We start from the raw sequence: 22,693 nt of genomic DNA on the forward strand, positions 1-22,693 counted from the left end.
TTTTGAAGAAAATTTAGCCATAAAAAATGCACCTCCAATTGTTAATTATGTGTCTAACAATTGGGGTGCACTTCAAATATAGGAGTCTTTTTGTTACGTTATTTCTTTCGTTTCTTCAAACTTTTTTGATATGCATAAAGCTTATGAATCTCTTCCTTAAATTCATGTAGAAGTACAGTGTTTGCACCATTTGAATACCGCACAGTATTATAAGCATCTATAATAATATCACTTTGAATATTTACATCTTCTTCATCGTTTATTCTTTCTAGCCAAGTTTCAACAGTTTCTCCCCGTTTTCTATTTAAAGGAGAGGTTAACTTACTCTCTAGCTTAAAAATTTCCTTCCGAATTTCGTTATGTGGCGGTTTATTTCGTTTAAAACGATTTTGGCTCATTCCTTCTTTATCAGTAATGATAGTAGATTCGAAGACGTGCATATTTGGTAAACTTAAATGTTTTCGTTTTTTTAATATTTTCCAAACGACGTAAATAGCGATAGCTGTACAGACTATTATTGTAGCGCTATTTATGAGTATTGGATCAAAATCAGGAATTTTTTTCCCGTCTTCAATTTTTGGTTTTAAGAGATGTCCTTTATTTGCCCAAACATCTTCAGTATCTTTTAATTCCGCTGCTTTAATTAATGGCATTAAAGCATAGCCGACGCCTAATGCGACTACTTCCGTTATAAAACCAAAAATAAGTCGAATGAAAGGAAATACTTGAACAATTAATATACTCATTAAGCCAATCGTAATGATAGAAGCAAAACGTAATAGTTGTTGTTTGCGATTTGCCCCGGTTAACCAAAATGTAATCATAAGATGCAAGGCTAACATTAATAGTTTCCACAACGGTGGAAAGGGTGCATAAAATATAGCTGAAACAACAAACCATACAATACCACCTAAAGATTTTTGAACTGGATATCCAGGTCCGATCGCATGTACGATAAAGAAAAATAGTGGTAATATGATTGTGCCAAAAAGAGAAAAAGGTAAAAATAAAGAGAAAAGAACGATTTGAAGAACTAAAAGTATTGCAAATCCTGTTGTTTTTTTCTGCATAAATTTATGAATAAGAAATACTCCAATATAGCCTGTTGTTAAAAATATTGCAATACTAATTAGTTCATCTCTTTCTGTTAATAATGAAAGCAGGAGGAGCAGAATGAAATCATGAATGTGATATAGCCAAGTTTTCAACGGGTTCCACCATCCCTTCACTAGTAATGAGAAACGTTGGCTGCGAGAGAAGAGGGAGTTCATTTCTTTGTAAACCAATGTATATCATTGTAGACGATCGTTCTCTCTTTCTCTTTACATAATGAAGGAATCCTTGTTTCGGAAGTAACGTACTATCATCTGAAATACGGGCTAATTCTTCTAAAGCTTTTGCATATTGTGTTTGTCCTTCATTTAACGGTACATGTAATGCACCGCCTTCTGCTAATACACTAATAAACAATTCAAACGGAATGTGGTGCTTCGTTGTGTACTGGAAAATGTATGTTGCATATGAAATAAGTTCTTCTACATTATCTTTCCAACCAAATCCACGATCGGCAGCTAAAGAAAGACAAATCGTCCAACTATAATTTTTTACAGGTTCATATTGCTTCGCTTGTAATTGTTGCATTTTAGCAGATGCCTTCCAATGAATAGAGCGGAAAGACTCACGCTCATATCGCTTTACACCGATAATAGATGTTTCATCATTGTAAAAAGAAAAATTCGTTCGATAAAATCCATTCAAAAGTTGCTGAAGTTCTTGCAAACCTGCTACTTCTTTAGGAGAAGGATACACAATAATTTCAGTCCTTAATTTATCAAAAACAGGTAAATGTACAGTTAATAGATGAAATGGATCTTTTAATACACATTCAAACTGTTCAATTTGAAACACACCACGCTTCGTTGCGGTTAATGTTAAACCCCATTTTTGTGCCGAATTTGCAGGTTGTGAAAATAGGAAAGAGAATAATGTTTTTGATATTTGTTCAATGCCTTGCTCTTTATGCGGTATAAGGGACGAATTTAAATGAAAGTAACAAACACCATTAACGAGCGGTATGCTGGCTCCATTTTTTAAATGAATAAAAAACTGTCCAGATTCCTCAGGAAAAAGCCGTGTAGTTTGTTTCTCATTTATGATTTGAAACTTCTTCTCTATGAAAGCGACATATTTATAAATAAAAATCGCAAATATATAATAGAAGAAAAAGAGAAACATAAGCATTCGTTGCGGGAAAAAGAATGTGAAAAGTAACGCGATTGGAACGGTTAGTTGAATAATATGGAGTTGAAAAAATAAAGGCACAGTTACAACACGCTGTCCATTCATGCTTGCTCAATCTCCACAGGTACGTCAACTTCTTTTAAAATACTTTTCATAATATCATTTTTTGTCGTACGTAATGCACCTTCCATTGATAAGACGATACGGTGATTCCAAACAGAAGGAACTAACAATTGTATATCTTCTGGTGTGCAATATTCTCTCCCGCGTAAAAAGGCTAAAGCTTGAACAGCACGTACTAAAGCTAATGTAGCACGTGGGCTTACACCGTTAGCGATATAATCATGATTTCTTGTAGCATGAGCAAGTTTAATAATGTAATGTTCTAACGGTTCCGAAACAAATATTTCTTTTACTCGTTTTTGAGATTCTAAAATATCTTCTAATGAGATGACAGATGTGACACTTTCTAATGGTAAATCGTTCCGAAAACGTCGCATCATTTGTAGCTCATCTTCAGGAGTAGGATAACCGATTGAAATCGTCATTAAAAAGCGATCAAGCTGTGCATCTGGAAGAGGGAAAGTCCCTTGTGATTCAATTGGGTTTTGCGTCGCAATAACAAAGAACGGTTTCGGCAGAGGCGTAGATTGTTTTTCGAGCGTCACTTGTCGTTCTTCCATCGCTTCTAACAAACTCGACTGCGTTCTCGGCATTGCACGGTTAATTTCATCTGCCAGCAAAATGTTTGTCATAACTGGTCCAATTCTTAATTCGAATTCGCTTGTTTTTGGGTTGAAGTATTCAATACCTGTTATATCACTTGGAAGTACATCGGGGGTGAATTGAACGCGAGAAAAACTACCACCAATACTTTTGGAAATGGTTTTCGCCAGTAACGTTTTCCCAGTACCAGGCACGTCTTCGAGTAGTGCATGTCCATCAGCAAGAAGTGAAACGAGCAGTAGATCAATAACATTTTCTTTCCCAACAAACACAGATCCGATGTTTTCTTTCAATTTATTTATCATATGTACCATTCCTTTCATTATAAAAGAGCTAATATTTCTATATTTTAACAAATTATTCAGAAAATTTGTATGGTTTTTTAATTCAAAGAAATGGATATTTAATTATTAAATTACTCTTGCATATTTTGGAATATGATTATACAATATCGATATACGATGTATCGTAAGTCGATATATCATAAGGCGATGTATCGGAGGTAGTTATAATGAATGGGAAGGCGCAAAAATATATTCCGTTAACTGAGGCGACATATTACATATTGTTATCACTAGTGAAACCAATGCACGGATATGGAATTATGCAAATGGTAGAAGAGATGACAAATGGGGAAGTAAAGCTCGGTCCTGGTACTTTATACGGGAATACGACGAAATTACTTAAAGAAAAATTAATTGTTGAAGTTGCCTCTACAGATAGAAAGAAGTGCTATGAGTTAACGCCGTTTGGGAGAGAAGTGTTAGAGCTAGAATATAACAGATTGCAGAGATCTGTAAGGAATGGAAATAGTATATTAGGGGAGTGAATGGAAGATGGAGACAAAAAGGGTATTTAAATTTTTTACGGCATGGAATTTAGAAAAAGAAGAAGCTTTTTTACGAAAGATGCATCAGCAAGGTTGGGCATTACAAAAATATAATTTAATGTATACGTTTCAGAAAACTGAGCCAAAAGATGTAATATACAAAGCTGATTTTAGATTGGTTTATAGAGATTCGAAAGAACAACAACAAGAGTATTTCGAAATATACGAAATGTCAGGTTGGAAACGCGTAACAAGTTTCACAAGATGGAATTATTTTTGTAAAGAGGTAGAAGAGGTTAATGAATTGCCTGATATTTACTCAGAAAAAGAGACGAGGATACAAAAACTAAATGAATTATTGCTATTCCTTGTTATTATATCAGCAAGTATATTACCATCAATGTATAACCTATTTTTAAGCCCGATGGAATCAAGATTGCCAATGTGGGCGAAAGTTACGACAGGTCTTTCAGGTTGTATGTGGATGTACTTTTTTATAAGACTCTCTTGGAAAATCAAAAAATTAAAAAGTGAAATATTATAATAAAGAGTGGAGTTTAAAAGAAGTTGATGAGAGGGAAAACCGAGATCAACTTCTTTTGTTTCTATATAAACGTAATTTGCTCACTCTTTTTTACATAATAAAAACTATGCAATTAAGGTGTAGAACTACTAGTTAAGTATTAAAATCTTATAACCAAATAAAAATCATAAATGAATAAGAAATGATTCTTAATAATAAACCACTAGTTAAAATGATCCGAAATCCTAAATATTAATATTACTTGATGTATTGCCCTTTTTTGAATATTAGCAAAATAGTGCGAAGTTTAACATATAATAAGGAAGAAATCCATTTTTAATTAACTTATTAAAAGAAAAAATCCCTTATAGAAAAATCTATTTCTATAAGGGATAATCATGTTTTTATTAGAAAGACTGATTTTGAGCAGGTTTAATAAATTGTTCTGGATTTTCAACAAGCCCACATACAGCGCATTGGACGCGATAAGTAGGTCCTTGATAGGCCATATGAAAAGCATTCATCGTTTCATTTGTGTATTCTTCTTCTACTTGACCAGTTTGTGGATTTAATTTGACTGGTTTTACTTGTTGCTCAAGAATATTAAAGCGGGTACGGTTTGTTTTACAACTTGGACATAGCATTGGTTCCATATGTATACACCTCCATTTGTATCATTTCTTAAAATCTTTAATTTTATGCAAGCAAAAAACTTTCTCAATATAAATAGGTGTTTAATGTATTTAAAATTCAGAAAAAATAAAATATAATAAAAGTACGAACTGGTTATGTCCAAACCAAATCTCCTGTTTTATGCCAATAAGCTGGGGGGCCGAGAAATCGGCCTCATTTTTTTTGCTCATTACTACAAGGAACAAGGTTTTTATGAGACTTTTGTCGAAATTTTAGGAATAGATACAAAGGGGGATGTAAAATGAATTTGAAAATGAAGTACATCATTTTATATGTAGAAAAGTTTGAGGCATGTTTAAGGTTCTATAAAGATATTTTACAGTTACCTATAAAAGCAGAGCACGGAACATATATTGAATTTAATACTGGAACTACCATTTTAGCGATGAATACGCGGCAAGATGTGAAAGAATTAACAGGACTACCGCTTACAGAAGGTGAATTACAGTCTTCTCATTTCGAATTAGGATTCGTTGTTGAGAATGTACAAGAAACGATTGAGCAATTTAGAGAACAAGGAATCAAGATTTTAGTTGAACCTATTGTAAAACCGTGGGGACAAACAATTGCCTACATTGCTGATCCAGATGGAAATTATATTGAAATTTGCAGTTCATTAGAATAGAGGGAGAAAGAGAGATGGGATTTCCGAAACTAGAAACAGAACGTTTACGACTAAGAGAACTTACACTATTAGATGCAGAAACGCTGTTCCAATATTTCTCGAAAGAATCAGTTATACGTTATTTCGGAATGGATTCTTTTGAAAATATTGAGCAAGCGAAAACAACGATTCAAACGTTTAAAAATCGTTATGAAGAGGGCAGTGTATTTCGCTGGGGAATCGAGAAAAAAGGGACGGGCCAATTAATCGGAACGTGCGGATTTCATTTAATTAATAATCATCATAAACGAGCTGAAATTGGTTATGAATTAGACGATACATATTGGGGACAAGGGTATGCAACGGAAGCGTTACAGGCAATTTTAACTTACGGGTTTGAAACATTGCAACTTATTAGAGTTGCTGCTGTTGTATATGTAGAAAATAAAGCTTCTCAAAAATTATTAAGTAAAGCAGGATTTCAAGAAGAAGGATTACTTCGAAAACATATGATTCAAAATGGAGTTGCTCATGATACCATTTTATATTCTTTATTAAAAGAAGAGTGGAAGAAGTAATGAGTACAAACGAACTTATAACGATTATGAAGAAGCATAGGGAAAATAGATTCATTTTAGGTATAGATGGTTTAAGTCGATCTGGAAAAACAACATTTGTAGCCAATTTAAAAGAAAATATGAAACAAGAAGGCATTCCGTTTCATATTTTCCATATTGATGATCATATAGTGGAGCGTAATAAACGATATCATACTGGATATGAAGAATGGTACGAGTATTATTATTTACAATGGGACATTGAATGGCTAAGGCAGAAATTTTTTCAAAAGCTACAACACGAAACAAAATTGAAATTACCTTTTTTTCATGAAGAAACAGATATATGTGAAATGGAAAAAGTACAGATTCCTATTGTAGGCGTAATTGTTATTGAAGGAGTTTTTCTGCAGCGAAAAGAATGGAGAGATTTCTTTCATTATATGGTCTATTTGGACTGTCCAAGAGAGACAAGGTTTCTACGTGAGAGTGAGGAGACACAGAAGAACCTTTCAAAGTTTGAAAATAGGTATTGGAAAGCAGAGGATTATTACTTAGAAACGGAATTGCCGAGGGATAGGGCGGATTTAGTCATCCAATGATTTGAAAATAGAAGGTGAATAGAATGAATATTTTATGGGATTTTGATGGGACGTTATTTGATACGTATCCTGCATATACAATAATGCTTTCTGAAATATTAGGTGACTCAGTAGAAAAACAAGAAATATACAAAAACTTAAAAATATCATACTCTCATGCAATTCAGTATTATAATATTTCATGCGAGCAGGAAGAAAAGATTAAAGTTTTGAAGGGAAAATTCACGCCAAAAGATATGAAACCTTTTGCAGGTGTCGAAGAGGTTTTGAAATTTGCAGATAAAAATGTGATTATGACCCATAAACATAGGGCAGGAGTTATGGACATTTTAAAATATTACGGCTGGGAAAAATACTTTGTAGATATGGTTACAATTGACGATGGCTTTCCCCGAAAGCCCAACTCTTTAGCTTATAATCATTTACATAAAAAGCATAATATTGATTTAGCTATTGGAGATAGAGAATTAGATTTATTACCTGCAAAAGAATTAGGTATTTCAACATGTATGTTTCAAGGTAATTGTGATGTAGCGGATTATTCTTTATCACATTACTCGGAGTTTTTTAAGGTAGTGAGTGATAGAGAGTTTTCTTTATAAAAGAAGTTATTAATAAAGACTGAATCTTTTATTTTAAAGGTACAGTCTTTATTTTTTAGAACTCTTTCATTTTATTCCGCATTAACGGGCAGCCTGATTGCTTCAACTAATAATCAGTGGAGGGTGAACAAAACCTCCACTGATTAAAGTTTCACTTTATTTTCTGTATATAATAATTACTAGAGATTAAAGGATAATCGTCCATCTTTATTAAGGAAGTGGCCAGTTTATTTTAACTAAATTATGGTTATTCATGTTAATATGAACTCATAGCTATATAGAAGGGGTGGGGTTAGTATGAAAACTGAAATAGTTCCTAAAAAGAAGTACAGTATAATAAGCTATGTATCTTTACTCATCGGCATTCTGTGTTTTCTATTCGTTTTTATAACGCCAACAAGGATAGCCAATGCAGGTAATATAGTTGGGGATTATATTACAATTGCCCTTACAGGTGTAGGTATCATGCTTTCAATAATCACAATGACGAAAAGAACAGAGAAGAAGGGAATTGCTATTCTTTCATTAATACTGTCCTCATCATTTTTTATATTTTGGATCATAGCAATTATCCTATTGTTTACTGGTCAAATTAGTTTTGCGCCGTAATGTGTAATAAAAAGAGTCCTTCTCGTATGATATCGGGTTCAGTTACGGGAGAGAAAATATAAAATAACACACAAATTAGGGATGTAAATCACATATGATTTAGCACCCTTTTTTTATTGTTATTATAGTGTTTAAGCACTTTTATATAGTTAAATAGTGTTCTAAATAAAAAGATAAATGGAAAATTTATGTTAAAATAGTTGTAGAGATTATGAAAAAATGTTCTTAAACTAACAGTCAGGTTACTTTAAGAAGGTTTTTTCAAAGGAAATGGTAAATATCATATTTTGAAGGGGTGATTGCAGTGGAGTAAGTGATTTTTTTAATCTTAGTTAAATACTTTGAAGGAAGGCATTTATAACTATGAATACAAAACTAATAATAGTAGAAGGGTTACCTGGATTTGGAAAATCAACCACTGCAAAGCTAATAAATGAAATTCTAAGCCAAAATAAAATTGAAGTTGAACTATTTTTAGAAGGAAATTTGAACCACCCAGCCGACTATGATGGTGTATCTTGTTTTAATAAATTTGAGTTCGATAGATTATTATCTAACAGTGGGGATTTTAAAGAAGTGCTCCTTAAGAAAGTTCTAAAAAAAGGAAGCAATTATTTATTACCATACAGAAAGATAAAAAATGAGTTTGGTGACCAGTTTTCGGACGAATTATTTAACATTATTTCTAAAAATGATATATACGAATTACCATTCGATAAAAATGTTGAATTAATTGCTAATAAATGGAATGACTTTGCTGAAACCGCTCTAGAAGACAATAAGGTTTATATCTTTGAATGTTGTTTCATACAAAATCCATTAACTATTGGGATGATTAAATATGGTGAACAAAAAGAAAAAATAATAAATTATATAATGAAAGTTGCAAAAATCATAGAGAATTTAAATCCAATGTTATTGTATGTAGAACAAGATAATCTTGAATTTTCATTTAGGAAGGCGTTAAAAGAAAGAACTCCAGAATGGTCCACAGGAATTATTGACTATTACACTAACCAAGGCTATGGAAAAGAACATAACCATTCAGGTATAGAAGGAGCGATAAAAGTTCTTGAAGCTAGAAGGAATTTAGAATTAGAAATATTCGATATGTTAAAAATGAAAAAAGAAAAAATCAATAATACAAAATATGAAATTGACTCATATAGGTCAATGTTAAAAGATAAGTTAGCCATACAAATGGTGAAATAGCTTTTTACACTAACTGGTGCTTTAGTTGAATAAGGAAATAAAAACGCTCAGAATATCTTCTGAGCGTTTTAGTTTGTTATTTCTAATGGTTATTAGCATTTTTCTCTTCCTACACTGAACCCATTACTCATATGAAGGACTCTTTTTACTCGGTATCTTCAGGTTGATATTCTAAAATATCCCCCGGTTGGCATTCTAATGCTTTACATATTGCTTCTAAAGTTGAAAAACGGACTGCTTTTGCTTTTCCATTTTTCAAGATAGAAAGGTTAGCCATTGTAATTCCAACCTTCTCCGAAAGTTCTGTTACACTCATTTTTCTTTTTGCTAACATTACATCAATATTAATAATAATTGCCATATTATTCACCTCAGACCGTTAAATCATTTTCTGATTTTATATCTATAGCATCTTTTAATAGTCTTTGGAGAACGGCAGCAAAGACCGCGATTACCATTGAAGAAAAAATCATAATCATTCCGATAATAATAATGCCAGGGGCATCATCTCTCTCTGCCACGAGATAAAAAAGTGGCATACCTAATACATATAATACACTAATTGCCAATGCGCTGTACTTAATATTTTTTAAAGCTTGAACAGATAGCTCTGAGAATGCGTTATTTTTATCAATATAGTTTAAAAGCTTAAATGTTTGGTACAGTGCGAAGTAATAAGGTATTGCTGTTGCGTATAAATTGATAAATACAAGATATTTAATATATGCAATATCTGGATATAATTCTGCGGCAAAATTTCCTATTTTAGGGACTAAAAAAATGCACATAGCAAGAACGGGGATTCCGATTAGAATTACAACGGTCTTTAAAAAGAGTGTGGATCCTTGTTTCATAAAAAGCACCTCATTTATTTAATATCTTATTAATTTAACATGAAATTTATTGTTTAACAATAAATTTTTATTTCTTTTAATCGAGGATTTATTGTTAAACAAGTAATTAATGAAAAGGATGTTAAATCTTTTTTATAAGATAAATGATACATATCGATATTTAATTAAAGAAAGAGAAAGTAACTATTGTTAGCTTTATGAGAATTGGGAACTAATAAAACATATGTAGGTTTTGGTATGGAAAAGGAAATAAGGTGTATTGAAATGAATGCAAAGTTTATGGAGGAACAATCATGTTGAATTATGGTGTGAAGATGAAAAAGTTACTATTAGTGGGAGCTATAATAGTAAGCGTATTAAGTACGGAAAGTATGATGAATTATCATGCGGCCAAAGCTAAGGTGAAAAAAGTAGAACACCAGCCTAAAAATATAATTATGATGGTTATGGACGGAACGAGTTCAACGGCGACAACATTGGCTCGCTGGTATAAAGGGGCACCGCTTACGTTAGATCAAATTGTAACAGGAGGTGTTCGTACGTTTTCGGCGGAATCAGCTATTACAGACTCAGCGCCAGCAGCAACAGCTTTAGCAACTGGAAATAAATCGAATTCAGGATATGTAGGTATATTACCTTCTATTGTAAGTTCGCCTAGCTTACAGCCAATAAAAGAAGAAGAAAAGTTACGGCCGGTCGCAAACGTATTAGAAGGCGCAAAATGTACTGGTCGTGCAACTGGCATTGTTGCTACATCTGAAATTCAGCATGCTACTCCGGCCGGATTCTCTGCTCACCATGTCAATCGCAAACATTTTGACGTAATTGCGAAGCAGCAAGTATATCAAAATATAGATGTCGTATTAGGCGGGGGAAAAGCGGCGCTGTTACCTATGAAAAGTAATGGAATCCGAAAAGATGGTGAAAATTTAGTAAAGGTGATTCAAGACAAAGGATACGATTTCGTTGAAACGAAAGATGCGTTATTGAACTCCAAATCTAATAAAATTTGGGGCTCTTTCTCACATCATGCTCTTGCGTTTGATATGGATCGTATAGCAACAAATCCAGAACAACCAACACTTTCTCAAATGACAGAAAAAGCAATTCAAACATTATCAAAAGATAAAGATGGCTTCTTTTTATTCGTAGAAGGTAGTAAGCCTGATTGGGCAGCTCATGCTAATGATCCAATTGGGATGATTAGTGATGTATTAGCATTTGATGAAGCGGTAGCAAAGGCGTTACAATTTGCGAAGAAAGATGGGGATACGATGCTCATCGCTTTAACTGATCATGGTAACAGCGGCATCTCTATAGGGAATAGGAATACGACAAAAGGATACAATACTACACCGGTTTCTGTATACATTGATCCATTGAAAAAGGCGAAAATGACACTTGAAGGAACTATAAATAAACTGAAATCTGATTTATCAAATGTAGAAGATGTAGCTAAACTATACGGTTTGGATAATCTAACTCATGATGAAAAAGAACAATTAAAAGTGGCAAAAAAGAAAATGGATGTAGGACGAATTTTTACTACATTATTGGCTAATCGTGCAAATATCGGCTTTACGACAGGAGGACATACAGGTGAGGATGTATTCTTACATTCTTATGGACCTCAAAAACCAGAAGGCTTAATCCAAAATACAGACATTGCGAAGACGATGGCGAAAGCGATGGGCTTTAACTTAGAAGAAGTAACGAATAAAATATTTTTAGAGAGTGAACAAGCCTTTAAGAAAATCGGTGCAACTGTAACAGCCGACAAAACCGAAGGAGCAAACCCGTTACTCGTAGTAAAACATAATAAAGTAGAAGCACAATTATTTGGTAACAAAAATATAATTCGTATCAATGGTAAAGGGTATGAATTAAGAAGTATTATTGTAGAGAGCAATGGAAAGTGCTATGTACCAGAAGAAGCAATTCAACTATTTGTAAAGCATTCTCGTTAAAAAATTGCCAACCAGTTAAGTTAACTGGTGGCAATTTTTTGTGTTTATTCTAAATATAAGTGTTCGAATTGTTTTGTAAAGTTTTCCATATGAGACTTGTATAAATGTTAAAGGGAAATTATATTTTTTTCTTACATTAAAAAATTTCGTTTTGTAGAATAAGAAGTTATACATATAGTAAAGTCTAATGTGTTATCAATTAATATTTACGAAAAATATATTAATACTTTAGAATTTCTTTAATGTTCATTATTTTTTATTTAAGGTTATCCGTTATATTTATAATATGTTTATTTCAATTTATTGTATTGAAGCTCAGTTTTATATAATTATAAAGCAATCATCAAAATAAAATCTCCACTAGAGTAAATTTATTATTTTTTTGCGGAAATTATTATGCAGCTAAGAAAACTGTAATTTATTGAATTAGAAATATATTAGAATTTAGTTGAAGAAAGAGAGAGGGAATAAAATGAATATAGTGCACTTACGTCCTAAACAGCGGTCTAAGTATCGCATTATGCTAGGGAAGTGGTATTACTCTACAAAGAGGTACATTCAGTGGTTAGCAGACGGAAAAACATATGCAAAAAGGTTTCAACAAGAAAAGCTACCTTGTACAGCAATTCAGCACCGAACGATATTACTTCGTAAGCTCAAAGATGTAGATATGTGGTATCAACAGAATAAGGTTGTTAATTTGAAAATTGCTGTTAAAAAACTAAATGGTATCGTCATTAGACCGGGAGAAACATTTTCTTACTGGCGTTTAATAGGTAAGCCAACGAGGAAAAAAGGGTATGTAGAAGGTATGGTATTACATTACGGATCTTTTCAAACAGGTATTGGAGGAGGTCTTTGTCAGCTTTCGAATTTAATATATTGGATGACTTTACATACACCACTGACAGTAACAGAACGATATCGTCATAGCTTTGATGTCTTTCCTGACTCTAGGCGCACTCAACCGTTTGGGAGTGGGGCGACTTGTTCCTATAACTATTTGGATTTACAAATTAAAAATGAAACGGACCAACTGTATCAACTTCACCTTTATATGACAGATGAACATTTAGTTGGTGAATGGAGAACAGTCTATCCGCAACTTTATCAATATGAAGTGTATGAGAAAGAACACTCAATTCAACCTGCATACTGGGGCGGTTATATACGACATAATGTGATTCAACGTAAAGTATATAATCAACAGAAACAGTTAATAGAAGATCAATATGTAACAGAGAATCACGCTATAATGATGTACGAACCACTATTAGCTTGTAATAATGAGAATAGTGAGTAATATGGTAATCCATAGATTAAATAGTATAGAAAATATTTAATTCTTATTTTTATTAAAAAAGTATGAATCCCAGATTTACTGGATTTTGATTGTAACTAAGAACATATAAAAGTTCACTGTTATTTATAGAAGAGTCTGTTTGTTTTTATATCTTATGTATTTCACCCTGCATAAAAAAATATTTCTCAACATTTTATTTGTTGAAAAAGATTGAATATTCGTATTATAACGAATATTATGTTGTTATCGGCAAAAAACGATAATTTGCAGACACTGGGGAGGAAATACATTGAAAAAGAAAAAGAAAAAGAAATTAAAACCATTAGCGGTATTAACAACAGCAGCAGTACTAAGTAGTACGTTTGCTTTTGGAGGTCACGCAGCGTATGCTGAGACACCAACATCATCTCTACCAATAGATGAGCACTTAATACCGGAGGAGCGTTTGGCTGAAGCGCTAAAACAACGGGGGGTAATTGATCAATCTGCATCACAAGCTGAGACTTCAAAAGCTGTCGAAAAATATGTTGAGAAAAAGAAAGGGGAAAACCCTGGGAAAGAAATCTTAACAGGAGATAGTCTTACGCAAGAAGCCTCTGACTTTATGAAAAAAGTAAAAGATGCAAAAATGAGGGAAAATGAACAGGCGCAGCAGCCTGAAGTAGGCCCAGTAGCTGGACAAGGTGCAGCATTGAACCCTGGGAAATTAAATGGAAAAGTACCTACTACATCAGCGAAGCAAGAAGAATACAATGGAGCTGTTCGAAAAGATAAAGTACTTGTTTTACTTGTAGAATTTAGCGATTTTAAGCATAACAATATTGATCAAGAGCCAGGATACATGTATTCTAAGGACTTTAATCGTGAACATTATCAAAAAATGTTATTTGGTGATGAACCATTTACTTTATTTGATGGATCGAAGATTAACACATTTAAGCAATATTATGAAGAACAATCTGGTGGTAGCTATACAGTTGATGGGACTGTAACAGAATGGCTTACTGTTCCAGGAAAAGCATCAGATTATGGTGCTGATGCGGGTACTGGTCATGATAACAAGGGACCTTTAGGACCAAAAGATCTTGTGAAAGAAGCATTAAAAGCAGCGGTAGCAAAAGGGATAAATTTAGCAGACTTTGATCAATATGATCAGTACGATCAAAATGGTAATGGAAATAAAAACGAGCCAGACGGCATTATTGATCATTTAATGGTTGTACATGCTGGTGTTGGTCAAGAAGCTGGCGGCGGTAAATTGAAAGATGATGCGATTTGGTCACATCGTTCAAAATTAGGTTCAAAACCATATGCAATTGATGGCACGAAATCTTCTGTTTCGAACTGGGGCGGAAAGATGGCTGCATATGATTATACAATCGAGCCTGAAGACGGAGCAGTTGGTGTGTTTGCACATGAGTATGGCCATGATTTAGGCTTACCAGATGAATATGATACAAAGTACTCAGGACAAGGTGAACCTGTTGAGTCATGGTCTATTATGAGTGGTGGTAGCTGGGCTGGAAAAATTGCAGGAACAGAGCCAACGAGTTTCTCGCCACAAAATAAAGAGTTTTTCCAAAAGAATATGAAGGGGAACTGGGCGAATATTCTTGAAGTAGATTATGACAAACTTAGCAAAGGAATCGGTGTTGCAACATATGTAGATCAAAGTACTACAAAATCTAAACGACCTGGAATTGTTCGTGTTAACTTGCCGGACAAAGATATAAAAAATATCGAATCAGCGTTTGGTAAGAAGTTCTATTACAGTACAAAAGGAAATGACATTCATACAACACTTGAGACACCAGTATTTGACTTAACAAATGCAAAGGATGCTAAGTTCGATTATAAGGCATTTTACGAACTTGAAGCGAAGTATGATTTCCTTGACGTATATGCGATTGCAGAAGATGGAACGAAGACACGCATTGATAGAATGGGCGAAAAAGATATAAAAGGCGGCGCGGATACAACTGATGGTAAGTGGGTTGATAAATCATACGATTTAAGCCAATTCAAAGGAAAAAAAGTAAAACTGCAATTTGAGTACTTAACAGATATTGCAGTAGCTTATAAAGGATTTGCGTTAGATAATGCAGCCTTAACTGTAGATGGAAAAGTTGTTTTCTCTGATGATGCAGAAGGTCAGCCTGCAATGACGTTAAAAGGCTTTACTGTGTCTAACGGATTTGAACAGAAAAAACATAATTACTATGTAGAGTGGAGAAATTACGCTGGTTCTGACACTGCGTTACAATATGCACGTGGCCCAGTATTTAATACAGGAATGGTTGTATGGTATGCGGATCAAAGCTTTACAGATAACTGGGTAGGCGTTCATCCAGGTGAAGGGTTCTTAGGAGTAGTAGATTCTCATCCAGAGGCAATTGTAGGGACATTAAACGGACAACCTACTGTGAAGAGCAGTACGCGTTATCAAATTGCCGATGCGGCATTCTCATTTGATCAAACACCAGCATGGAAAGTAAATTCACCAACACGCGGTATCTTTGATTATAAAGGATTACCAGGAGTGGCAAAATTTGATGATTCTAAGCAATACATCAACAGCGTTATTCCTGATGCAGGACGTAAGTTACCGAAGCTAGGACTGAAGTTTGAAGTGGTAGGCCAAGCTGAAGACAAGTCTGCAGGTGCAGTTTGGCTTCATCGATAAAATAAGGTAAAAAGAAGAGAAGCTGCGATAAGTCGGTGAAACTGACTGATTGCAGCTTTTTTCTTCTTGTGAAAAAACTCGCTGTTTTTTATGTATTTATTGGAAAAATATGAAGTTTCTTTGATACATAAAATGCTCCGTCTGTCCAATTATAGAAGCTATTTTGGACGTAAGAAATTTGTAAGTAATGAGTAAGAAAAAAGAGATTTTCATAGTATAAAATATTTATTATAGCTACTTTTAACACCTGATACTAATAGTGTGCTATAATATGAATTAGCAACAAAAAGGAAAGGAATTAGAACAATGACCTTAGAAAATACTAAAAATTTAAAAAAACAAGTTGCTCCTTTTGAAAAATCAACGATTAAAAAAAGTGTTTGGCAACTGATCAACACAATCGTGCCATTTATTATTTTATGGTACCTTGCTTATAAAAGTTTGTCAGTTTCTTATTGGTTAACATTAGTTCCAGCACTGTTAGCCGCTGGATTTATGACAAGGATTTTCATTATTTTTCATGATTGTACCCATTATTCATTCTTTAAAAGTCGACGTGCAAATAGAATAGTTGGAACGTGTATGGGTGTTTTAACATTATTCCCATTTGATCAGTGGGGGCATGAGCATTCTATTCACCACGCTACGAGTGGTAATTTGGATAAGAGGGGTACAGGGGATATTTGGACGCTTACAGTAGATGAATATGTAGCAGCACCATTTAGACTCCGTTTAGCATATCGTTTATATCGCAATCCATTCGTTATGTTTGGGTTAGGCCCGATTTATGTTTTCTTGCTTAAAAATAGATTTAACCGAAAAGGTGCTAGAAAAAAAGAACGTATGAACACTTATTTAACGAATATTTTAATCGTTGCTATTGTAGGAATGCTTTGCTGGGCAATTGGATGGCAATCGTTTCTTTTAGTACATGGTTCTATATTTTTAATAGCAGGTTCAATAGGGATTTGGCTGTTTTACGTACAGCACACATTCGAGGATTCTTATTTTGAAGAAGATAAAGAATGGGAATATGTGAAAGCGGCAGTGGAGGGAAGTTCTTTTTATAAACTTCCAAAAATTTTGCAATTTCTAACGGGTAATATTGGATTTCATCATGTTCACCATTTAAGTCCAAGAGTACCTAACTATAAACTAGAAGAGGCACACAACAATACCCTTCCTTTAAAAAATGTACCAACAATTACGCTTGCTACAAGCTTGCGTTCACTCCGTTTCCGTCTTTGGGATGAGAAAAGTAACAATTTTGTTAGCTTTAAAGATGTCAAAAATATAATTAAAAATAATGTTTCTGTTCGGGTGAAATCTGAACTATAATTGCATCGTATATAAAACTCCCCTTAATCATTTTCGATTTAAGGGGAGTTTTTGTTTAAAGATTAGATGCCAGATAAGAAGAAAAATTAAATGTTTCAAATTGTAATGGAAGCAGATTAGGAATTGCTAGTACGTAAGTACAAATACAAGATGACAATAAATGCATTATGTTAACAAGTGGAGTTATCATGAATGTTCCATTACGATAACTGTTCATAAATCCGACGAAAATTAATAGCAAAAGGGGGATCGTACAACAGTATATCTAAAAAATTAGAAAAGACTTGAACGGAAATTTCATTCATTTTTCTTGGTGTTCCGCATTCCATACACTTAAATAGGATGCATATTCTAATTCATCTGGATTGTCATGTAACATAGAAATGAATTCTAATTTATTTCTATCACAATCTAGAAAGTATACACTTGCAGCGGGCATCCACCTTTGGACAATTGGCTCTTGATTTCCTTTTCCTTGACTTCCTATCACTTCTATTCCACGCTCCTCTAACCACGCTTTAGAAGTCATTAAAAACTCTAAATTTACACCAAAAGCAAAATGTCTCAGCTCAAAGTCTTCGATATTATTTACTTCCCATAGTCCAAGCATTTGTTTTTTATTTTCTCCGACCCAAAAGAAAGCCACTCTTCTTTTGGAGAGTTTTCTTGCTAACGTTAATCCTAGCTTGTTTTGATAGAAATTTATCGCTTTTTCTAAATTTCTTACATGTAAATGAGTCTCGTATATGTTCTGTATCATTATGATCATTCCTTTCTTTCTTGGTAACTACCAGTTGAGTAATGAATGTAATTCTAATAATGTACAGCTATATCTGATATACCTATTTATTATTATATCGAAATTGAAATACGATAAATCCAACTGAGGTAGCAAGTTCAAATGAAAATTTTACTACTTTTGTAGGAGAAGAGAAAAATCCATTAAATTCAGGTGAACTCATATTTAAATAATAAAAAAAGACAACACATGAAGTGAAACGCCACGTGTTGTCTTTTTTGTATCGTACAATATTACGAAGTTTCGCTAATTTTAGTTTCACTTTGAGTGTTAGTTGCAATTCTTTTCTTAACTTTAAAGTGATAGTAGGTATAGCAAAAGATGATAAATGGTACAGTACAATAAATGCCTAGTCTTTGATCTGGGATAAAGATAAGACTTACTAATATAATGCCATACAATCCAAAACCAAGAATTGGTACAAGGGGATAGAGTGGAGTTCTGAACTTCAAATCGTCTAATTTTCCACCTTCAGCTAAATAGTGTTTGCGGAAAAAGAATTGAGAAACACAAATTGACATCCAAACAATAATTGTTATGACTCCAGAAATGGAAATTAACCATAAGTAAACCGTTTCAGCAGCTACGACGCTTGTTAAAAGAGAAAAAGCAGAAATAGCTATTGTCATGATTAAAGCGTTGAGAGGAATCCCACGTGATGATAATTTCTTTAAAAATGCTGGAGCCATTTCGTTTTTTGATAAAGACCAAAGCATGCGAGTAGCAGCGTATAGTCCTGAGTTTGCAACAGAAAGAACAGCAGTAAGAATAACAAAGTTCATAATATCAGCTGCATATGGAATACCGATATTATCAAAAACAGCAACGAATGGGCTCTTTGTGAGTCCTGCTTCTTCCCAAGGAATTAAAGCAACAAGAACAAAGATTGCTAAGACGAAGAAAAACATTGTGCGCCATATAATATTTCTAATAGAACGAGGTAAAGTTTTTGCTGGATCTTCGCTTTCACCTGCTGCGATTCCGACAAGCTCTGTACCTTGGAAGGAATAATTGACTGTAACCATTGTTAATAGAATAGCTGCAAGTCCATTCGGAAATAAACCACCATGATTTACGAAATTTGAAAGAAGTGGAGCTGGTTCGTCGCCTTTTAAATCAATAAAGCCGAACATAGCGGCGCCACCAAGAATTATAAAAGCTATAATGGCAGATACTTTTATACTTGAAAACCAAAATTCTGTTTCTGCATAACTACGAGCAGATAATGCGTTAATAGTAAAGATTGTAACGCCAAATATTAAACACCAAACCCAAACAGGAATATCAGGAAACCAGCGCTGCATTGTAATACCGGCAGTTGTAAATTCAAGACCGGTCGTATTCGCCCAGCTTAACCAATACAACCATCCGATTGTAAAGCCAGTTGCAGGATTGATGAATTTAGTGGCATATTCCTGGAAAGAACCCGAAACAGGCATGGCTACAGCGAGTTCACCAAGACATAGCATAACGAAATACATTAATAATCCACCGGCCATAAAGGCAAGTACGGATCCACCAGGTCCAGCTTGACTTATAATAAAGCCAGATCCGTTAAATAACCCCGTTCCAATCACACCACCGAGTGCAATCATGAATAAGTGTCTACTTTTCATCGTACGTTTTAATTCATTGTTTGTATTGTTTACTTGCGCCATTGTTTTCCTCACTTTCGTAGTTGATAGAATAAAGTTTGATGTTTTTCCGTATTATGGAATGTATTCCGTGATGTGAAATCTTGTTATAATTTTCAGATAATTAAAAAGAAAAGTCAATATTTTTTTGTTTGCGTTTTCAATTCGTTGTTAGTGATATGTTTTTATTGTTGGAAAATTAAATAAATAGATTGATTTCATTTCGAATGTTTGCTAAATTGATAGTTAATTAAGCGTACTAACATATTACGAGTAAAGTTGAGGCGAGTTATGGTACAGTCCATTGATCGAGCGATAAGTATTATTAAATTATTGAATTCTACAAATGAAAAAGAGTATTGGGCTATTTCTGATATAGCTGATGGAACACATCTCCCGGTTAGTACAGTACATAGATTACTTAACTCTCTAATGGAGCATGGGTTAGTTACACAAATTTCAGAGACAAAACAGTACAAAATTGGACCAATGTGGATGGAAATAGGGTTGCGTCAATTGGAGAAGGTAGACTATAGATCTGTTGCAAGAGAAGTGATGAAACGTTTGGCTGCTGAAGTGGAAGAAAGTGTCTATTTGAATATTCCAAACGGAACACATTCTATTATCATTGAAAGAATTGATAGTCCTTTAAAAATTCGAGTTATTGATAATCTAGGGGAACAAATTCCACTTTCAATTGGTGCCGCAAATAAAACGATGCTTGCCAATATGAAAACGAATGAAATGGAACATATTGTAGAGCATTTACTTTCTTCATTACCAGAACAAAAGCAAATTCTTCTTAATCAAATAAAGCAAATAAAAAATGAAGGATATGCTGTCAGTTATGGTGAAAAAACAGAAGGGACAGCTTCAGTAGCTGCACCTATTATCGGATTTAATCATAAAGTAGTAGGAGCATTAAGTGTTGGGTTAATTAGTCATCGTATTAATGATGATCGACTATCTTTTCTTATTAGCAAGGTAAAACAAGCAGCTCATGAAATATCAATAAAAATCGGCAGTACATCAGAACTATAATTTTGATAGCTGTCGTCATTTTTTATTCATATATTGGAATTCGTTTTCATAATGCGGAAAAATAGGGGGATTTATATGTCAAAGTGGCAATCAAAAGAACAATTGATTCAATTATTAAGCGGTCTTGTTGAAATTCCTAGTATTACTGGTTCAGAAGCTGAAGTAATATTGCCAGACTTTGTTGTGGAACAGTTATCTGATTTACAGTACTTCAAAGAAAACAAGCATCATTTACAAAAAAATCCGACAGGGGACGGACGATTTTTTGTTACAGCACTAGTAAAGAAAAGCGATAGTACAAAAAATACTGTAATTCTAGTAAGTCACTTTGATGTTGTAGATGTACAAGATTACGGAGTGTGGAAAGAAGATGCATTTAATCCTAAAAAGTTAACATCTATGTTTTATTCTCATAAAGATGAACTTCCAGACCATGTACGTGAAGATATAGAACATGGAGATTGGCTGTTTGGTAGAGGAACAATGGACATGAAATGTGGCCTCGCATTACAAATGGCAATGATTGAACAAGCATGTGAAGGAAGATTCGATGGGAATGTTCTTTTATTGGCTGTACCAGATGAGGAAGTGAATTCGGTAGGGATGAGGGCCGCTGTTCCGAGACTGTTAGATTTAGCAAGAGAGCATAACTTAGATTATAAAACGGTCTTAAACTCAGAGCCTATGTTTTCAAGACATCCTGGTGACCAAAATAAGTATATTTACACTGGCTCTATTGGTAAAGTGTTACCTGGTTTTCTGTGCTACGGAAAAGAGACACATGTAGGTGAACCTTTTGCAGGTTTAAATGGGATTTATATGGCTTCATTAATAACAGCAGACTTAGAGTTAAACACAGACCTTTGTGATATTGTAGAAGGGGAAGCGAGTCCGCCGCCAACTAACTTACTTCAAAGGGACTTAAAAGAGGATTATTCTGTACAAATTCCGCATCGTGCAGTCACATTATTTAATTTGTTTTTATTAGAAAAATCAATGACAGATGTAGTTTCATTGTTACGTCAAAAAGTAACAAAAGTAGCAGAGAAAATAGAAGAGTCGTATGAAAAACATGCATATCGTTTTTCTAAATATAATCCATTTATACCACCTAATCTCAAAGTAAATGTATTAACTTATGAAGAGCTTATCACATATGCAATTGAGCAACATGGACGAGAAAAAATAGATCATATTCAATCTAATATTATAAAAAATAGAGGAGATAGAGATGATCGTGCGGTAACGATTGATTTAGTAGATAAATTAGCGATTTTATGTAAAGAAAAGGCACCGATGATTGTACTTTTCTTCGCTCCGCCGTACTATCCAGCTGTGAGTTCACGCAACAATCCTTTAATAAAAGAGGTAGTTGTAGAAATGGAAAAGTACGCACATTACAATCATAAAATTACATTTGAAAACCAAAATTATTTTGGGGGGATTTCAGATTTAAGCTATGTAGGCTTGCAGTATCCACTGGATTCAATGAGTTCGCTTGTAGACAATATGCCATTATGGGATAAAGGCTATTCAATTCCGCTTCAGGAATTAGAAGAGTTTGATGTTCCAGTATTAAATATGGGACCGGTAGGAAAAGATGCACATCAATGGACAGAACGTCTAGATGTAAACTACGCATTTGAAACACTATTAGATATGTTACCGAAATGCATTGAAAAATTATTAGTTTCTAATAAAATTACACAATCATAGTAGGGAATAGGTAAGGGATAAAACAGAACCTTTAAAGAAGAGTTAAATCAAATTATTTTAATATAATTAAAAAGTAGAACGGCCAAGCTCAATTTTATATGAGTTTGGCCGTTTATCATGTAGTGAATTTTTAATTAAAATTATGTGAATTCATAGCTAA

The 22,693-nt window shown here is 33.7% G+C and carries 22 protein-coding genes; 14 read left to right on the forward strand and 8 right to left on the reverse strand.

All coding sequences use genetic code 11. From position 1 onward, the window contains the following. Nucleotides 1-98 precede the first annotated feature (98 nt). From AB6801_RS16500 to AB6801_RS16510, 3 genes are read right to left on the reverse strand one after another with little or no spacing between them, the layout of a single operon-like run. On the reverse strand, nt 99-1,208 hold the full coding sequence (locus AB6801_RS16500) for a DUF4018 domain-containing protein (protein ID WP_087947753.1): 1,110 nt from the start codon (nt 1,206-1,208) through the stop codon (nt 99-101). After that, entirely contained in the window at nt 1,180-2,346 is a 1,167-nt protein-coding gene (locus AB6801_RS16505; RefSeq protein WP_087947752.1) for a DUF58 domain-containing protein, read from the reverse strand. The genes AB6801_RS16500 and AB6801_RS16505 overlap by 29 nt, the downstream gene beginning before the upstream one ends. Then, the gene (locus tag AB6801_RS16510; protein WP_047386390.1) at nt 2,343-3,272 is read right to left on the reverse strand and encodes an AAA family ATPase; all 930 of its coding nucleotides are present in this window, start codon (nt 3,270-3,272) and stop codon (nt 2,343-2,345) included. Before AB6801_RS16510 ends, AB6801_RS16505 begins: the two co-directional genes overlap by 4 nt. 206 nt (nt 3,273-3,478) lie before the next feature. Here AB6801_RS16510 and AB6801_RS16515 point away from each other — a divergent pair, with 206 nt between their 5' ends. Both AB6801_RS16515 and AB6801_RS16520 read left to right on the forward strand, forming a co-directional pair. Next, nucleotides 3,479-3,796: a PadR family transcriptional regulator gene (locus AB6801_RS16515; protein WP_001013435.1), complete on the forward strand. Its 318-nt coding sequence runs from the start codon at nt 3,479-3,481 to the stop codon at nt 3,794-3,796. Nucleotides 3,797-3,803: 7 nt separating this feature from the next. Continuing rightward, nucleotides 3,804-4,340 carry a DUF2812 domain-containing protein gene (locus tag AB6801_RS16520; protein WP_000448684.1) on the forward strand — a complete coding sequence of 179 codons (537 nt, stop codon included), beginning with the start codon at nt 3,804-3,806 and terminating at the stop codon, nt 4,338-4,340. A 386-nt stretch (nt 4,341-4,726) separates the two neighbouring features. Here AB6801_RS16520 and AB6801_RS16525 read toward each other — a convergent pair whose 3' ends face one another. Next, complete coding sequence (locus tag AB6801_RS16525) at nt 4,727-4,972, reverse strand: hypothetical protein (protein ID WP_000433609.1); 246 nt, start codon at nt 4,970-4,972, stop codon at nt 4,727-4,729. 281 nt (nt 4,973-5,253) lie between these two features. Between AB6801_RS16525 and AB6801_RS16530 the strand changes: the two genes are divergently transcribed. From AB6801_RS16530 to AB6801_RS16555, 6 genes are all read left to right on the forward strand, one after another. Then, on the forward strand, nt 5,254-5,637 hold the full coding sequence (locus tag AB6801_RS16530; protein ID WP_001049847.1) for a VOC family protein: 384 nt from the start codon (nt 5,254-5,256) through the stop codon (nt 5,635-5,637). Between the two features lie 14 nt (nt 5,638-5,651). Continuing rightward, entirely contained in the window at nt 5,652-6,194 is a 543-nt protein-coding gene (locus AB6801_RS16535; RefSeq protein ID WP_000506676.1) for a GNAT family N-acetyltransferase, read from the forward strand. Beyond that, on the forward strand, nt 6,194-6,775 hold the full coding sequence (locus AB6801_RS16540) for a kinase (protein WP_000106112.1): 582 nt from the start codon (nt 6,194-6,196) through the stop codon (nt 6,773-6,775). Before AB6801_RS16535 ends, AB6801_RS16540 begins: the two co-directional genes overlap by 1 nt. A 23-nt stretch (nt 6,776-6,798) precedes the next feature. Further along, entirely contained in the window at nt 6,799-7,377 is a 579-nt protein-coding gene (locus AB6801_RS16545) for an HAD-IA family hydrolase (RefSeq protein WP_001024221.1), read from the forward strand. Nucleotides 7,378-7,674: 297 nt separating this feature from the next. Then, nucleotides 7,675-7,986, forward strand: a complete 312-nt coding sequence (locus AB6801_RS16550; RefSeq protein ID WP_000845560.1) for a hypothetical protein — start codon at nt 7,675-7,677, stop codon at nt 7,984-7,986. Nucleotides 7,987-8,349: 363 nt separating this feature from the next. Beyond that, nucleotides 8,350-9,198 carry a P-loop NTPase family protein gene (locus AB6801_RS16555; RefSeq protein ID WP_069605300.1) on the forward strand — a complete coding sequence of 283 codons (849 nt, stop codon included), beginning with the start codon at nt 8,350-8,352 and terminating at the stop codon, nt 9,196-9,198. A 145-nt stretch (nt 9,199-9,343) separates the two neighbouring features. Here AB6801_RS16555 and AB6801_RS16560 read toward each other — a convergent pair whose 3' ends face one another. Further along, nucleotides 9,344-9,559, reverse strand: coding sequence for a helix-turn-helix domain-containing protein (locus AB6801_RS16560; RefSeq protein ID WP_000974619.1), 216 nt, complete (start codon nt 9,557-9,559; stop codon nt 9,344-9,346). A gap of 10 nt (nt 9,560-9,569) precedes the next feature. After that, nucleotides 9,570-10,052: a DUF2975 domain-containing protein gene (locus tag AB6801_RS16565; protein WP_000809119.1), complete on the reverse strand. Its 483-nt coding sequence runs from the start codon at nt 10,050-10,052 to the stop codon at nt 9,570-9,572. Between the two features lie 293 nt (nt 10,053-10,345). Here AB6801_RS16565 and AB6801_RS16570 point away from each other — a divergent pair, with 293 nt between their 5' ends. From AB6801_RS16570 to desA, 4 genes are all read left to right on the forward strand, one after another. Further along, complete coding sequence (locus AB6801_RS16570) at nt 10,346-12,019, forward strand: alkaline phosphatase (protein ID WP_000935923.1); 1,674 nt, start codon at nt 10,346-10,348, stop codon at nt 12,017-12,019. A 472-nt stretch (nt 12,020-12,491) separates the two neighbouring features. Then, nucleotides 12,492-13,322 (forward strand): VanW family protein, encoded by an 831-nt coding sequence (locus tag AB6801_RS16575; protein WP_009327106.1) that lies wholly within the window; start codon nt 12,492-12,494, stop codon nt 13,320-13,322. A 289-nt stretch (nt 13,323-13,611) separates the two neighbouring features. Then, nucleotides 13,612-16,005, forward strand: a complete 2,394-nt coding sequence (locus AB6801_RS16580; protein ID WP_087875493.1) for an immune inhibitor A domain-containing protein — start codon at nt 13,612-13,614, stop codon at nt 16,003-16,005. 306 nt (nt 16,006-16,311) lie between these two features. Continuing rightward, nucleotides 16,312-17,343, forward strand: a complete 1,032-nt coding sequence (gene desA / locus AB6801_RS16585; RefSeq protein ID WP_000171499.1) for a Delta(5) desaturase DesA — start codon at nt 16,312-16,314, stop codon at nt 17,341-17,343. A 301-nt stretch (nt 17,344-17,644) separates the two neighbouring features. Here the strand turns inward: desA and AB6801_RS16590 are convergent, their stop codons facing one another. Together AB6801_RS16590 and AB6801_RS16595 are read right to left on the reverse strand one after the other, a co-directional pair. After that, nucleotides 17,645-18,103 (reverse strand): VOC family protein, encoded by a 459-nt coding sequence (locus tag AB6801_RS16590; protein ID WP_000615639.1) that lies wholly within the window; start codon nt 18,101-18,103, stop codon nt 17,645-17,647. A 272-nt stretch (nt 18,104-18,375) separates the two neighbouring features. Next, nucleotides 18,376-19,800 carry an amino acid permease gene (locus tag AB6801_RS16595; RefSeq protein WP_000079967.1) on the reverse strand — a complete coding sequence of 475 codons (1,425 nt, stop codon included), beginning with the start codon at nt 19,798-19,800 and terminating at the stop codon, nt 18,376-18,378. Between the two features lie 267 nt (nt 19,801-20,067). Here AB6801_RS16595 and AB6801_RS16600 point away from each other — a divergent pair, with 267 nt between their 5' ends. Continuing rightward, nucleotides 20,068-20,817, forward strand: a complete 750-nt coding sequence (locus tag AB6801_RS16600) for an IclR family transcriptional regulator (RefSeq protein WP_000250750.1) — start codon at nt 20,068-20,070, stop codon at nt 20,815-20,817. A gap of 51 nt (nt 20,818-20,868) precedes the next feature. Then, nucleotides 20,869-22,533 carry a M20/M25/M40 family metallo-hydrolase gene (locus tag AB6801_RS16605; protein WP_141530665.1) on the forward strand — a complete coding sequence of 555 codons (1,665 nt, stop codon included), beginning with the start codon at nt 20,869-20,871 and terminating at the stop codon, nt 22,531-22,533. Nucleotides 22,534-22,693: the final 160 nt, after the last annotated feature.

Origin of the sequence: Bacillus sp. RCC_6_1 (genome assembly GCF_041360755.1) — a bacterium.
GTDB classification, from domain to species: domain Bacteria; phylum Bacillota; class Bacilli; order Bacillales; family Bacillaceae_G; genus Bacillus_A; species Bacillus_A cereus.